This window comes from Clostridium sp. AM58-1XD (assembly GCF_003464085.1).
Lineage (GTDB): Bacteria > Bacillota > Clostridia > Lachnospirales > Lachnospiraceae > Lachnoclostridium_A.
In genome coordinates, this window is sequence record NZ_QSDR01000001.1 from 26464 (window position 1) to 42115 (window position 15652).

Annotated in this window: 14 protein-coding genes and 1 pseudogene; 13 read left to right on the forward strand and 2 right to left on the reverse strand. The window is 47.3% G+C overall.

Annotated elements, in window-relative coordinates; translation table 11 throughout:
* Positions 1-31: 31 nt before the first annotated feature.
* The 7 genes and pseudogenes from tyrS (at position 32) to DXA13_RS00155 (ending at position 6606) form a co-directional block, all read left to right on the forward strand.
* The gene (tyrS, locus tag DXA13_RS00125; protein WP_118241160.1) at positions 32-1255 is read left to right on the forward strand and encodes a tyrosine--tRNA ligase; all 1224 of its coding nucleotides are present in this window, start codon (positions 32-34) and stop codon (positions 1253-1255) included.
* Between the two features lie 162 nt (positions 1256-1417).
* Entirely contained in the window at positions 1418-2338 is a 921-nt protein-coding gene (locus DXA13_RS00130) for an AraC family transcriptional regulator (protein ID WP_118241161.1), read from the forward strand.
* A gap of 348 nt (positions 2339-2686) precedes the next feature.
* Positions 2687-3907, forward strand: coding sequence for an MFS transporter (locus DXA13_RS00135; protein WP_118241293.1), 1221 nt, complete (start codon positions 2687-2689; stop codon positions 3905-3907).
* A 52-nt stretch (positions 3908-3959) separates the two neighbouring features.
* Positions 3960-4100 (forward strand): annotated as a pseudogene (locus DXA13_RS00140) (TIGR04076 family protein); the annotation flags it as partial.
* 55 nt (positions 4101-4155) lie between these two features.
* Entirely contained in the window at positions 4156-4740 is a 585-nt protein-coding gene (locus DXA13_RS00145; RefSeq protein WP_118241162.1) for an SOS response-associated peptidase family protein, read from the forward strand.
* Positions 4741-4962: 222 nt separating this feature from the next.
* Positions 4963-6216, forward strand: coding sequence for a DNA polymerase IV (locus DXA13_RS00150; RefSeq protein ID WP_347559633.1), 1254 nt, complete (start codon positions 4963-4965; stop codon positions 6214-6216).
* Positions 6217-6240: 24 nt separating this feature from the next.
* Complete coding sequence (locus DXA13_RS00155; RefSeq protein ID WP_118241164.1) at positions 6241-6606, forward strand: hypothetical protein; 366 nt, start codon at positions 6241-6243, stop codon at positions 6604-6606.
* On the opposite strand, the gene DXA13_RS21335 is transcribed toward DXA13_RS00155, so the two are convergent.
* Both DXA13_RS21335 and DXA13_RS21340 read right to left on the reverse strand, forming a co-directional pair.
* Positions 6563-7060, reverse strand: coding sequence for an HD domain-containing phosphohydrolase (locus tag DXA13_RS21335; protein ID WP_243008888.1), 498 nt, complete (start codon positions 7058-7060; stop codon positions 6563-6565). The two genes, DXA13_RS00155 and DXA13_RS21335, sit on opposite strands and share 44 nt — an antisense overlap.
* A 5-nt stretch (positions 7061-7065) precedes the next feature.
* On the reverse strand, positions 7066-7917 hold the full coding sequence (locus DXA13_RS21340; RefSeq protein ID WP_243008889.1) for an HD domain-containing protein: 852 nt from the start codon (positions 7915-7917) through the stop codon (positions 7066-7068).
* Positions 7918-8102: 185 nt separating this feature from the next.
* Here DXA13_RS21340 and DXA13_RS00165 point away from each other — a divergent pair, with 185 nt between their 5' ends.
* From DXA13_RS00165 to DXA13_RS00190, 6 genes are all read left to right on the forward strand, one after another.
* Complete coding sequence (locus DXA13_RS00165; protein WP_118241165.1) at positions 8103-8723, forward strand: TetR/AcrR family transcriptional regulator; 621 nt, start codon at positions 8103-8105, stop codon at positions 8721-8723.
* Positions 8720-10105, forward strand: coding sequence for an MATE family efflux transporter (locus DXA13_RS00170; protein ID WP_118241166.1), 1386 nt, complete (start codon positions 8720-8722; stop codon positions 10103-10105). Before DXA13_RS00165 ends, DXA13_RS00170 begins: the two co-directional genes overlap by 4 nt.
* 102 nt (positions 10106-10207) lie before the next feature.
* Complete coding sequence (locus DXA13_RS00175; RefSeq protein WP_118241167.1) at positions 10208-10519, forward strand: YbjQ family protein; 312 nt, start codon at positions 10208-10210, stop codon at positions 10517-10519.
* Positions 10520-10967: 448 nt separating this feature from the next.
* Positions 10968-12173, forward strand: a complete 1206-nt coding sequence (locus DXA13_RS00180; RefSeq protein ID WP_118241168.1) for an MFS transporter — start codon at positions 10968-10970, stop codon at positions 12171-12173.
* A gap of 48 nt (positions 12174-12221) precedes the next feature.
* Positions 12222-14636, forward strand: a complete 2415-nt coding sequence (locus tag DXA13_RS00185; RefSeq protein ID WP_118241169.1) for a substrate-binding domain-containing protein — start codon at positions 12222-12224, stop codon at positions 14634-14636.
* Between the two features lie 398 nt (positions 14637-15034).
* On the forward strand, positions 15035-15640 hold the full coding sequence (locus DXA13_RS00190) for a DUF3793 family protein (RefSeq protein ID WP_118241170.1): 606 nt from the start codon (positions 15035-15037) through the stop codon (positions 15638-15640).
* Positions 15641-15652 lie beyond the last annotated feature (12 nt).

Below are 15652 nucleotides of genomic sequence, written 5' to 3' on the forward strand. Positions count from 1 at the left end.
CTTGTTCATTCTATCAAAGGAGGAAATTAAAATGAGTATTTATGAAGAACTGCAGGCCCGCGGGTTAATTGCCCAGGTCACGGATGAACCGGAAATTAAGGAACTGATTAATCATGGAGGCGCCCGGTTTTACATCGGATTTGACCCTACGGCAGATTCTCTTCATGTCGGCCATTTTATGGCATTGTGTCTGATGAAGCGGCTGCAGATGGCAGGCAATAAGCCGGTAGTGCTTTTGGGAGGAGGCACAGGGTTTATAGGGGATCCTTCCGGACGGACCGACATGCGGTCCATGATGACGCCGGAGACAATTCAGCACAATTGCAACTGCTTTAAAAAGCAGATGGAACGGTTTATCGAATTCGGGGAAGATAAAGCCATTATGGTCAATAATGCCGACTGGCTGTTGCAGCTGAATTACATCGACCTGCTGAGAGATGTAGGCGCATGCTTTTCCGTCAACAACATGCTCCGGGCAGAATGCTACAGGCAGAGAATGGAAAAGGGGCTGAGCTTTTTTGAGTTCAACTATATGATCATGCAGTCTTATGACTTTTTATACCTCCATGATCACTATGGCTGCAACATGCAGTTCGGCGGTGACGACCAGTGGAGCAATATGCTGGCAGGCACGGATCTGATCCGGCGGAAAACAGGGGAAAATGCATATGCCATGACGATTACGCTGCTGATGAACAGCGAGGGTAACAAGATGGGAAAAACGGCAAACGGAGCCGTCTGGCTGGACCCTGAGAAGACATCGCCGTTCGAATTTTACCAGTATTGGAGAAATATCGGAGATCCGGACGTAATGAAATGTATCCGCATGCTGACCTTCCTGCCATTAGAGCAGATCGAAGAGATGGAACAATGGGATGACAGCCGCATTAATGAGAAGAAAGAAATTCTGGCATATGAACTTACGGCGCTGGTACACGGAGAGGATGAGGCGGCAAAGGCGAAGACAGCTTCATACGCCCTGTTTGCAGGAGCGGGAGATGATTCCAGCATGCCTTCGACCGAACTGACGGGAGACCAGATATCGGAAGAGGGGGTGAATATCGTGGATCTGCTCATTCTCTGCAGGCTCGCGTCCAGCAGAAGCGAAGCGAGACGCCTGATCCAGCAGGGCGGAATTACGGCGGGAGAAGAGAAGGTCGGGTCAGTTGAAGAGATGGTGCCTGTTTCTGCCTTGAGAGAGGGAATCAGGATACGAAAGGGGAAGAAAGTATTCCATAAGGCGGTTATGAAATAGACAATGGAAGCGATGCTTCTGGATAATACGGAGAAAATGAGGCAGATGACCGTCTATTGACGATGGCCGTCTGCTTCTGCTATAATAAATCATCATTTGTTTTTGTGGAAAACGAAATTTTCATGATGAATCTATGGAGCAGGCGGGAGGGGGCAGGAAGCGTTGAGGGATGTTCAGAGCATCGAATTTAAAACAGGGAGCAAGGAAGAGGTGCTTCCCGGCTTTACGTCCGCTTTTCCGTATATTTCCTCCTGTGCCCGGGTCAATAAATATATCGGCGGGCATGTGCCGTGGCACTGGCATAAGGCGGTTGAATTGTTTTATATTCAGAATGGGGAACTGGAATACTATACGCCTGGAGGAAAGCTGGTCTTTCCGGCCGGTTCCGGCGGATTTGTCAATTCCAATGTTCTCCATATGACGAAGCCTGCGGAAAAAAGCGGCGATATTATTCAGTTCAATCATATATTTGATGTCTCTTTAATCAGCGGTGTCCAGGGGGGACGGATCGAACAGAACTACATTGTTCCTGTTGTTACCGCCGCCCAGCTGGAGATCATCGGATTCTTTCCGGAGAAGCAGGGACATGAGGCACTGGTGGAATTGCTGAAGGAATCATTCTGCCTGTCGGATGGGGAGAAAAATTATGAGATGAAGCTGCGGTCCATGCTGTCGCAAATATGGTGCGGACTGCTGGATATTTCTGCAGACGCGCTTACGGCAGCTGCGCCTTCCGCCTCTGCCGGGGATTTGGTAAAAATTATGCTTGCCTTTATTTACGAACAGTATGCGGAGAAAATTACGGTCGCCCAGATCGCAGAAGCAGCCCATATCAGCCAGAGAGCATGCTTTCGCCTGTTCCAGGAATATCTTCATACGACGCCTCTGGAATGTCTGAAGAATTACCGCCTTCAAAGGGCATGTACCATGCTTGCTGAGACAGATGAGCCGCTTACGGCAGTCTGCCATTCCTGCGGCCTTGGAAGCAGCAGCTATTTTGGAAAGGTTTTCCGCAGCGCGGTTGGCTGCACACCCACAGAATACAGGAACAACAGTAAGATGTTGAGCGAGGCAGCTGATTGACTGCGGCGGACATCTATGATATGATAAAAAGCTGATAGGGGAAGACGACTATGAAGCGGATAATAATAGATGAATTGAAAAGACGAATCAGCTCTGTGCAGATGGTACCGATGAAACATTGTACGGAGCTTAAACTGGGAGCGTAAATGCTTTTGATTTCATCGGAAAATAGGTATTCGTATCTGGATACATACGCTTTCGTATGTCCGGTTTGTGTACCAATTTTCCGATGAACAGAAGAATTTTTCCGACTTGGATTGGGCTGTGAGCGGTGTTTCGCTCGCAGCCTTTTTGCATCACAGGAAGTACTTTTATGATATAAAAGCTTTATTTTTGAAAGGAATTAATATGAAAGAGTTAAATACGAGAGGGTCCGACTGGAAACGTTCCATGATACGTTTTTTATCTGCCCAGACGATTTCGCTGCTGGGATCATCCATTGTTCAGTACGCCATTATCTGGTATATTACCCTTACGACATCGTCGGGAAAGATGCTGACAATTTCTACATTGTGCGGATTTCTGCCGCAGATTCTGATCTCGCTGTTCGCAGGCGTGTGGATTGACCGGTACGACCGCAGGAAGATGATCATGATTTCCGACTCTGTAATCGCCGTTTCCACGCTGCTGCTGGCCGCCGCATTTTTCACAGGCCATAAAAGCAATCTGCTTTTATTTGCAGTGCTGGCGGTACGGTCTGCGGGGACAGGAATTCAGACGCCTGCAGTCCATGCGGTCATTCCTCAGATTGTTCCTTCGGAACACTTCATGAGAGTCAACGGCATTCACAGCACCCTGTCTTCCATCATGATGTTCATTGCTCCTGCTTTAAGCGGAGCTGTCTTAACAGCGGCTTCTCTGGAGGCGACTCTATTGATCGATGTGATTACTGCAGTGATCGGAGTAGGGCTAACGTCCACCGTTTATGTGGCCCCTTATGAGAAGAAGGAAAATGGGGAAACCTCCGGATTCCAGGAGATGAAACGTGGATTTTCCTATCTCAGAGAAAACAGTCTGGTCAGGCGGCTGCTTCTGTTTCAGCTGACCGTCCTTTTTCTGATCAGTCCATCCGCCTTTCTGACGCCGCTTATGGTAAGCAGAACGTTCGGACAGGAGGTATGGAGGCTGACGGCAAGCGAGATGACCTACAGCCTGGGAATGGTTTTGGGAGGAATATTGATTGCGGCGTGGGGAGGATTTAAAAAGAAACTGAACACTACGATGACGGCAGGCGCCGCCTACGGAGGGCTGATGATTGGACTGGGAACAGCTCCCATATTTCTCATCTATCTGCTGTGTAATACCATGATTGGAATTACGTCTCCGTGCTATAACGCGCCTCTTACCGTAACCGTTCAGGAGGAGGTCCCCTCCGGCATGCAGGGCAGAGTTTTCAGCTTCATGCAGATTGCCTCTTCCTGTGCGCTGCCCTTTGGAATGGCCGTATTTGGCCCCCTGGCCGATGTGATCCGCATTCAGAAACTCCTGACAGTATCGGGAACAGCCGTTGTACTGATCTCTTTTGCAGTCTGGAAACTGAATTATTTCGATAAAAGGGCGGGATTCTGATAAATATTTCTTTACGGTTCGTGTATAATGTAGCATAGATAAACCTGGCGAGGAAGAGCTGTTCTACTACGGAGACTGGATCAGAGTCCCGGGGGTGGCAATATGCAGTTGTAACGACGGGCTGAGGCCGGTTATTTTTAAGATAAAGGCTACACAAAAGGAGTCGGAAATCGATTATACGCCGGTACGCTAAAACGAGGCAAAAGAAAACGGCGGAAGAAAGAGAGAATCAGGAGGCAGGTGCCATTATGTGCGGCAGATATTATGTAGATGATGAAACGGCAAAAGAGATTGAAAAGCTTATTCAGACGGTGGACAATAAACTGAAAAAAGAACGGCTCGGATACGATATCCACCCTTCGGATACAGCTCCCGTTTTGACTGGAGGATTAGACAGTTTGAAGCTGTCGTGGCAGCGATGGGGATTCCCTGGTTTTCAGGGAAAGGGCGTGATATTCAACGCCAGATCAGAAACGGTTCTGGAGAAGCGCCTTTTCTCCGATGGAATACGTCGTCGCCGCGCGGTGATTCCGGCGGCCTGGTTCTATGAATGGAACAGAAACAAAGAGAAGATAACATTTCTTCGCCATGACCGTCCGGTGATCTACATGGCGGGATTTTACAGCCGGTTTGAAGAAGAGGACCGATTTGTCATTCTGACGACGAAGGCAAACCAGTCTATGATCGGAACCCATGACCGGATGCCGCTGGTTCTGGAGGAGAATGAACTGAAGGAATGGGTGCTGAATGATTCCGCCACGGAAAAAATCCTTGGTCAGACGCCGGTTCTTCTGAAAAAACGGGCGGAGTACGAACAGCAGACGCTGTTTTAGAGAAATAGAGGGTGTTGCAAAAGTAAAATCAGACATGCCATCGACACCAGATTTCGTTCCAGGCAGTGGCCAAGTCATTACATCTGGTATCGATGGCAATGCTTTTTCCCTTTTTGCAACACCCTTTTGTTGAATGAAAAAATGGTAATAACCTCCACTTGAAACAAAACGTATGTTCTGGTACCATGAGAGTATCAGGAGGTGAACAAATGTTTGGAACGAGTGATATTTCATGTGGATGTTAATTCTGCTTTTCTGAGCTGGGAGGCGGTGCACCGTCTTAAAAATCTGGGAGGAAAGCTGGACCTGAGAGAAATTCCATCCGCCGTTGCAGGCGATATGTCGAAGCGCCATGGGATTATTCTGGCCAAGTCCATACCGGCCAAACGGTACGGGATCAAGACGGGACAGGCCGTCTGGGAAGCATTCCAGAAATGTCCGGATCTGGTGACGGCGCCGCCGAATTACGGATTGTATGAAGCTGCTTCCAATGCGATGATGGAAATTTTTAAGAGATACAGCCCTGATGTGGAACAGTACAGCATTGACGAGGCATTTATTGACATGACAGGAACGAAAGAACTGTGGGGAGAGCCGGAGGCCGCTGCCAATAGAATAAGAGAGCAGGTGAAACAGGAGCTGGGATTTACGGTGAACATAGGAGTTTCCAGCAATAAGCTGCTGGCTAAGATGGCTTCTGACTTCAAAAAACCGGATATGGTTCACACTCTGTTTCCGGAAGAAATGAAACAGAAGATGTGGCCGCTGCCTGTTTCAGAGCTGTTTTTTGTCGGCAGAGCGACGACAAAAAAGCTGTTTTCCATGGGGATCAGGACGATTGGTGATCTGGCCGTTACCGAACCTCAGATTTTAAGGCAGCATCTGAAGTCTCACGGAGAAGTGATCTGGAATTTTGTCAACGGCATGGACGTATCGCTGGTACAGACGGAAGCGCCGCCAAACAAGGGCTACGGCAACAGTACGACGGTTGCATTTGATGTGGAAGACGAAAGAACGGCAAAACTCGTACTTCTTGCCCTGGCCGAGACGGTTGGAACAAGGCTTCGTCAGGATGGGGTAAAGGCAGAAGTAATATCTGTGGGAATCAGGACTTTCGACCTGGGCTATTCCTCTCATCAGAAAGTCCTTGGAAACGCTACCAATATTACAAACGAGATTCATCAGACCGCCTGCTGCCTTTTTGACGAGCTGTGGGATGGAACGCCGATCCGTCATCTGGGGATTCATACAAGCCGGATGAGAGATCAGGATACGCCGAGGCAAATGGAATTGTTCGACGAAAATGATTATGAAAGGCTGGAGCAGATGGATGGTACGGTGGACAGAATCAGGGGCAGATTCGGCAATGACTGCCTGAAACGGGCGGTATTTGCGGGAAGCCCCCTGGATCATATGGAGGGAGGGATTTCCAGGGAAAAACGGAACGTTGATTACAGTCGTCTGAAGATTGAATAAAAGACTGACGAAAAGAAAGATAATGTGAAGAAAGATGATGAAAAGAAAGATGAAAGGAAAGGAGCGGCAGTCATGGCCTTCGGAATCGGTACAAACTGTGGACAGAGCAGCGCGGGAATCCTGCGGGGAAAGCAGATTAATATTGCATGTGAATGCTGGTATACATCCGGCGGCAGGTGTATGCCGCTTATGATAAAATTTGAAGATGAGGAAGGGATCATCCGGACTGTCCGTGATTTTCAGATCACCTACAGTGAAAAAAAGAATTATTCCGGCATCCCTTCCGTAGAATACGGATGTGTCCTGAGGCACCAGGGGATTCAGAGAGAAGTAAGGCTCCTCTTCTTTATCGATGAAGGACGGTGGGTGATGAACCTTCTGCAGGCATGAAATCCGGCTGAGAAAAACTTCGTTCCCAGGCCATGCGTATCCTTTGGCTGGCAGAAGAAGCCTGCATGAGCGCCTGATATTCGTCCTGTATTCCATGATAAATGGAGATCAGAGGACTGCAGCGGATGCGGGTAATCTCCATGATTTCGTCATAGTGGGATATGGCAGTTCCCGTGATGTCAGCGTCGATGAGATTATTCCGGATCATGTCTGTCAGAATTGAGATGATGCGGTCTTTGCCGTAAGCCTCCTTATAGCTTCTCGTTCCAGCCAGGGCGCTTATGATGTCAGCGACCGCAACGATCCGTTCCGGAATGGTCAGATCAGCCGCACATAGTCCTTTCGGATAACCCGAACCATTCATCTTTTCATGATGGCGCAATGCAATACGCTCTATGGTTTCTTCGATTTCACCACCGAAAATTTTTTCACAGATATCCACATGTGTTCTCATAACAGTCATAGCCTGAGGGCTGAGACGGCGGGATATTCCAGTATCTCCACAGGAATACCGATTTTTCCGATATCGTGGAGAAGGGCGCCGCAGACGATCTGATTGCAGATATCTTCGTCCAAACCCATATGGCCTGCGATCTCTGCGCTGATGGAAGTGGTGGTTACGGTATGGGTGACTGTATGGCGGCTGCGAAAATCGATGGAGAATATGATCATTTTCAGGTAGTCCGTGATCTGGGCATGGGTCAGCAGATAATCGGAGAGCGTGTGGTAATACTGCGTATCTGCCATAGCCGCTTCTTCGAGGGGAAGCGTGATGGTCAACGTTTCTGCCAGAGCGACGGCAGCAGGAGAAAAACGCGTTCCGCTGCCGGCGCGTACGATCTCCAGAGTCTTTTCCCATGAGTTCTGTTCTACTTCCATAGAGACGTCGATGCGGTCCGCAAGAAAGAGAACCTGGGCAATTTCCTTTATTTCATCGCTGACTTCTTCCTGCTGCTGTAAGACATCCCATGTAATATGATGCAGCAAAACGACGCCGGCCCTGCTTTCCAGGGGTGAGAAGCAGCGCATAAACAGATACCCATAGATGGAATGTTCCCATATATGATCCGTTTCGAAGTCGATCATGCGGTTGATTTCTTCTGTTTTATAGGCGCCGATATCGTGAAGAATCGATAAAAAACAGATATCTCTAAGCGCTTCCCTGCTGTAAGTTCCCAGGGGGGCGAGCATTTTCCAGACCAGGTAAGATACCCGCATACCGTGATCCATGAGCCTGGGATCGACATAGCTGCAGACACGTTCAATGATTCCAAGGATGCTTTTATTGCTTATGTATTCTGTATATTTCAAAGGTAAGTTCTCCCTTCTGCAGTATGTGGACCACTGCATACACTACCATTTAGTCTATCATATACCATGGCGGCAGAAAAGAAAAACTTCATAAAAACTTTATATATAATATATAGACTTATGGGTCTGTTTTTGGTAAACTATAAAAAACAAACTTGTAAGTCTATTTTACGAGGAGGGCGTTTATGAAGCGTGAGGAAAAAAATCTGCTCAGCCGTCAGAAGATTCTGGAGAGTGCCATGAAGGAGTTTGGAGAACGAGGTTACGGTTTAAGCTCAATTAATACCATATGCAGTGCAGGAGGAATTTCAAAGGGAATCCTGTATCATTATTTTAAAGACAAGGATGAAGTCTATCTGGCATGCGTGAAAGAGTGCTTTGACAGTCTGACGGCCATGCTGAACGAAAAAAGGTTTTCAGATGAAAGCATTCATAAGAATCTGCAGAATTATTTTGAAACGAGATTTTGCTTTTTTGAAAAAAATCCTCTGTACCAGAAGGTGTTCTGCGATGCAGTTGTCATGCCGCCCGCGCACCTGTTTGGCGAAATCAGCAGGATTAAAGAAGAATTTGACAGACGGAATGTATCGATTCTTACGGAGCAGCTTTCGAAAGTAAAGCTGCGCGGCGGCATGACTGTAGAGGAGGCTGTGGATGTGTTCCGGCTGTACCAGGATTATGCAAGTGCAAGATACAGGATGGATGAAAATGGTCAGACAGAGCCGGAAACGTATGAAGAAATCTGCAGAAAATCCATTTACGTCATGCTTTACGGTGTGGCAGAGAAAGAAGGCGCACAATTATGACGGAGAGAAAAGCAGAATCGCTGCTGGCGGATGTCAGACCGTCGGAGGCTATTATCAAATTGGCTGTTCCTGCTACGCTGGCTCTGCTGGCGAAAGCGGTATATAATATCGTGGATACGGCGTATATCGGGATGCTGCACAGCGAAACGGCGCTGGCAGCCGTAGGCGTTACCTTGCCGCTCCTTCTGATTTTCGTATCCATAGAAAATATATTTGCTGCCGGAGCTGCCGTTCTGGCTGGAAGACAGCTAGGAGCAGGGAAGAAAACAGAAGCAAATATCACCATATCGACCGTGGTGGCGGCTTCTGCAGTGATCGGAGCCGTTCTGTGCTTCGGAGGTCTTCTTTTGATGGAACCGCTGCTTCGCAGTTTTGGCGCATCGGAGGAAGTGATGCCGCTGGCCAAGGATTATGCATTATGGATGTTCATAGCCGCCCTTGCAAATCTTCCGGCTCAAAGCCTGAACTGTGCCGCGAGGGCAGAATCTTCTGTCAGAATATCTTCTATAGCAGTAATTACAGGAGCGGTGCTGAACGTGGCGCTGGATCCTGTATTTATGTTCGACTGGGGCCTGGGATTGGGCGTAGGCGGCGCGTCCCTGGCTACGACACTTTCTCAGTTCGTAACGCTGTGCATACTCGTATGGTATTATGGAAGCGGGCGCTCGGTTATCAAACTGGGAAGGCGTTATATAAAACCGGCGGTAAAGCTGTTCAAAGAAGTGATTATGATTGGAATTCCTTCTGCGGTCATACAGATCTGTCTTGCGCTTGCCACGTCGCTGACGAATATCGCCGCTGCGGCCCTGCCGGAGGGCGACCTGATCATCGCTGCATATGGGGTGGTACAGCGGCTCATACTGATCGGCTGTTATGTAATTATGGGGTTCATGCAGGGATATCAGCCGGTGGCGGCTTATGCTTTCGGCGCAGGCAATGGAGAACGGTTTAGCAGGAGTGCCCATTTTTCATCCAGAACTACGCTGCTTCTGTCTATATTGGTAAGCTGCACATATACGTTTCTGTCCAGACCACTGATCATGCTGTTTAACCAGAATCCAACCGTGATCGAGTATGGTGCGAAGCTTCTGATTTCCCAGGTGATCCTGTATCCTGCTTTTGGGCTCTGTTATATGATGACGATTACATTCCAGACCATAGGGGCTTCCCGGTACGGCCTGTTCCTTTCCACAATCCGTCAGGGGCTGTTTTATGTACCTGCGATCCTCCTGCTTCCTGGTCTGTACGGTGCGGCAGGGCTCTGTCTGGCGCAGCCTCTGGCAGATGTGCTGACGCTGATCGTATGCGCCCTGTCCTATAAGCCGATGAAACAGACGGCCCTGCACAATATGGGAGTGATCCGCGGGGACTCGGAAATGTAAAAAACTGCAAGCGAATATTAAACAAATAGTAATAAATAAATTCTTCCAATGCAGTATACTGAAACTATCAGCAAATCCGTTTCAGGCAAAGGAGGAACAGGAATGATCATTGTTACAACAGAAAACTTAGGTGACAATAAATTCGAAATAATCGGGCTCGTCAAAGGATCCAGCATCATGACGGTTCATGCCGGAAAAGACATTATGAACAGCTTTAAGACTCTGGTAGGCGGGGAACTGACTTCCTATAACGAGATGATGGAACAGGCCAGGGAACTGGCAACAGACCGAATGATCAAGCAGGCAGAATCACTTGGCGCGGATGCGATCGTGGCGGCGCGCTATAACAGCAGTTCCGTGGCACAGGGAGCTGCAGAAGTGATGGCCTACGGAACAGCCGTACGCTTTTCATAACAAAGATTTTCCGATTGATAAACCGACAGAAAAATGGTACAATGGCCGCATGGCGGCATTGTACCTGCGCATACCGGTTTCTGCGTTTCTGCAGAAATCCGGGCGCTATGATTAGCCGCAGGCCCCGTAGCCGCCGAGCGGATATTATAATGAAAAATTAAGGAGGTACTGCACGAACATGAGGCATTCTATTCGTTTCTAAAATAATTGTTCAATAAAAAATCGGCTTACTCCTGCAGGAGGGATTTCTTGTTGTACTTATTTTACGGATAGATGGAATACATGGTCAGTGCGCCCAGTCGCTGGGTTTATTTCCGTTCGTTTATTAAGTATGCAGACAATCTCCGGCAGGGATTGCCTGCGTTTTTGCTTTAAGGGAAATTGTGTCCTGTAAAGCAAAAACGCTCCGAATATGTGATAAATAAGAACGATAAAGGAGAATTACGGAATGAACGAACAAAAAAACTGGAAAAGGCAGGCGGCCCTGTTCCTGATCAGTCAGAACCTTTCGATCTTTGGTTCCTCTGTGGTCGGCTTTTCCATTATATGGTATATTACGCTTAAAACGTCGTCGGGGATATGGATTACTGCGGCGACCATAGCAACGCTTCTTCCCCAGGTGATCGTTTCTCTGTGGGCCGGAGTGGTAGCGGACCGGTATGACAGAAAATGGATTATTATGATATCGGACAGTTTTACAGCGGTTGCAACGCTGGCAGCATTTCTGGCATTTCAGGCAGGAAAAGAAAGCGTGGCATTTTTAATTGTGGTTTCTTTCCTGCGCTCTATGGGCGGAGGATTTCAGGCTCCGGCGGTCAACGCCCTTTATCCGCAGATCATACCGGAAAGCCATCTCGTCAGAATCAATGGGATCAATCAAACGGCCAACAATATTCTGCTGCTGATTTCGCCGGCTGTCGGCGGATTGATTCTGGGAACTATGGGGATCAAATGGACGTTTCTCGTGGATGTTACGACGGCTGCCGCTGCCGTCATGATTATGTCGCGAATGAAAATGGAGGAAAAAAAGGCGGCGGACAGGGAAAAAAGTACGGTTATGCAGGAATTGAAAGGCGGTATTTCCTATACGTGGCGTCATCCCTTCTTAAGAGTGCTCATGATCTGCTATGCGGTTACGTTTATCCTGATCACGCCGGCCTCGTTTCTGTCTCCTCTGATGGTGTCCAGAACTTTTGGGGAAGAGGTATGGAGGCTGACGGCAAATGAAATGTTCTGGACGGCCGGGTCCATTGCAGGCGGAATCATGATCGCATGGAAGGGAGATTTCAATAATAAGATTACGGCAATTGCCGTATCGCTGTCCGGCTTTGGCATAACATTTGCATTGATGGGATTCACGGGACAATTCTGGCTGTACCTGATGCTGGACTGTATCTGTGGAATATTCCTGCCGTTTTTAATTACGGCGCAGACAGTGGTGATCCAAAAGCATACGGACATGGATTATATGGGGCGTGTATTTTCTCTGCTGCAGTTTGTTTCCCAGGGAGTTATGCCAGTGGCAATTCTGGGCTTTGGTCCTCTGGGAGACATGGTAAAGATACAGACAATAATTATTGTCTGCGGAATCCTTCTGGCTGCATGGGGAGTTTGGTTTAAGTTCGCAGCTGAGAAGGCTGTTAATAAAGGATAATAACAGGAAAAAGCAAGCCGGTTCAGGCCTGCGATATGGAGGGATGGTATGAAAAAGAAAGGAATAATATGGATTCTGGCAGCTGCCGTACTGCTGGGAGGCTGTCAGAAGGAAAATCGGGATAATGGAACGGAAACAGGTCTGACTGCGGCAAAATCAGAAGATTCGGAAGCGGAAAGAGAGAAAGAGGACGCAGCCAAAGAAGCGAAAGACGATGGAGACGAAGAGGCTGTGAGAGGCGGGGAATGGGAAGAAGAGCCGTTTATACTGGGCGACCTGAAAATAAAAGGAGCCGGTGCATTCGGCAAAGATGTACCGCAGATGTCCAAAAGCGATTATCCTGTCGTCGATGGTTCAACTGCTACCCTTCCCCTGTCCCAGGGACTTTATCGTCTGGTGACAGGAGCAACGCAGGAGGAAGCGGAAAGGGACATTAGGCATTATAAGACGACGAATGCTTATTACAGCCTGCTGTGGGATAGGGCGGATCTTGTCATCGCTTATGAACCGTCAGAGGAGTTCTATAAAACGATGGAAGAGAGCGATGAAAAACTGGTGATTCAGCCCATTGGAAAAGATGCTCTCGTATTTCTGACAAACGAGGGAAATCCGGTTCAATCATTGACCGAACAGCAGATTGTGGATATTTATTCGGGCAAAATTGACAACTGGTCAGAGGTTGGCGGAGCGGATAGGGAAATCGCTGCGTTTCAGAGGCCGTCAGATTCCGGAAGCCAGAATCTGATGGAAAAGCTGGTTATGAAAGGTACCGCTATGGCAGAAGCGCCGACTACGAGAGTAGCAGGTGAGATGGGAGAACTGATGGACGCCGTGGCCTCTTACAATAATGACGAGAATGCTCTCGGATATTCCGTATACTTTTATGCCAGAAATATGTATGAAGTGCCGGGGCTGAGATTTATGGCTGTAAATCAGGTGGAGCCGGACAACAGGACTATCAAATCAGGGAAATATCCATACGTGAATGAATTTTATGCCGCTGTCCGCGAAGACAGTCCAAAGGATTCGGCGGAGTACCGTCTCTTCCAATGGCTGACGGAAGATGCAGGGCAGGCGTATATTGAAAGCTTAGGGTATGTGGCAGTGAATGATGTAGAAACAGAGGAAGAAGGGGGCCTTCTGGAAAGCGAAGTGTTCGATGGGATGATGGAATTGGAAGATGAAGAGAGGATTGCCGTAGACGGAATGTATGCTCTTGGGACACCAGGTACCCTACTGATTCACAGGGATAAGGAGCACATGAAATTGATCAGGGATTATACGATGGATGACAACCGTACGGACCCCGTAGCTCTTATGCGAATTGACCAGCCTGTTATCGTGAAAAAGGAAACGGCGGATTCCTATGCATATGGAGTCCGTGATCTGCCGGGAAACAGGTGGATCCTTCCTCCGGAATACAACTACATCACAAGAATCGGAAACGGCCTTGGCAGGGCGGACAGCAGAGATACGCGTGAATACTTTGATGAGGATTGGAATCCTATATTGAAGCTGGATTATTCCCAAAATATCTCTATCAGTGAAACAGACCACTACATATGGAGAACGAACAAGGAACAAAACAAGTCTGAAATCTATGATTTAGAGGGAAAACTGGTCAGAACCGTCGATTTCACGCCGTATGGAACTTACGATTATATGGTTGCAGGTCCAATCTGCTCTGTTTCTATGAACGGCGCAGGTACGGTATTGTATCAGGAAGACGGAAGCATATTTCTGGATATGAATATGATACCTCAGGAGATAATTGCCCAAATGAGCGTCGAGCCGGGGAAAAGTCCATATATTGAAAGTAGGAATAAGATGGGAAGGATTGTGAATCTTCGCTGCGGAAACCAGCAGTTCGCATATGATTCACAGGAAAAACGCCTTTTAAATGCTCCGGGAGAAGACGTTTGGTTCTGGGACGGCATCTTTTCGATTACCAGAGGAACTCAGGTGAGCCTGTACGATGAAAACGGGATACCGCTGAAAACGAATTCCGGCGCCTCATTTAACGGATATCTGGAAAACGGTTGTTTTTACAGCCTTCAGAACAATACAATTACCGTAGGTGATGGGATTGGAGGACAGGAATACGTATACAGAGGAACGTTTGATGACAGCACGAATGTCAGGAAATACGGCCGGCTGATAATGATAGAGACGGGACCGGAGAATCAGAGAGAGTTATACATATATGACATGGATCAGCTTATAGCAGGCGGAAAGGACATCACATGTGAATATTATGAGTCCTCAATAAGTATAGTTGACAAAAAGACAGATGAAATAATCTATTATGATTATGCAGGAATGCCGATCGATGATGATGGAGAACAAATATTAGCAGAAGATGAACGGTTCAGAGCTGTAAGCAGAGGAAATTACTTCTGCTTGTCTGACAGCCAGGGCAGAACCGTTGTGAAGCTTTTGACGGGATACATGGCGAATGACTGATCATAGTTATGCGGCAGGAAAATTGATACTGGCGCAGGAAAATACAGCCGTCTGACAGATATCCACAGCAGGAATGCAGCAAGATATTCCAAAATACAGTTGTTTTCATATTTTGATAAGAAAGCTTTTTATTAAAAGTAAGAGCGATCAGGGACTGACTGAGGGTGTTGCAAAAAGTTGAATGCTTTTTATAATACTTTCAGCCGGTCCTTTATTTCAGCTAAAATGAAGATAATTGATAACTATTATCAAAAGAATAAAAGCGCTTGAATGAAAGAGGAAAAGCTGTTAAAATATGACAGAGTTAGTTGATACTAACTCTGTATAAAATATGTGAGCTCACTTATACTGTTACAGAAAGATAAAATGAGGATAAAAACCCGGGAAGGAGTGAACGAATGAGTGAAGAAGCATTTCAAATCCTGAAAAATATGAATCTTGATGAGATTAAAACGCGTATTGCCTTTCATTGTGCACCGCTGCTGGCAGCTGTAAAAATGTCGAATCTGCTGACTGTGCCTGCAGTGCAGAAACAGAATATTTTGAGGATTTTTGAACAGACGGACATTTCCTGTTATATTCTATGGGAATCAGAGGAAAAAGTCACTTTTCTTTTATATGTAAAAGACAGAATGAAAGATTATCTGAATAGAGAAGATGTGAACGATATGATGGAACGGCTGGGCTACAGAAAGATGGAGCTTGATAAAGTTCTGGAACGAGTGAGTGAAAGATATACGAATCATATGGATAAGGATTGCTGCTTCCCTCACGAAATCGGGCTTCTTCTCGGTTATCCGGCTGGAGATGTAGCCGGTTTTATGGAAAATCAGGGAAAGAATTTCCTGTGTGCAGGATACTGGAAGGTGTATGGAAACCTGGCTGAAGCCATAAGAACATTTCGAACGTATGACATAGCCCAGGCGGTTGTTATGGATATGGTGAGGCGGGGAATTAATATACGGGAGATCCTGGAAATGTGCAGAAGAAGAGAATTCGGATGATCGAATATAAGG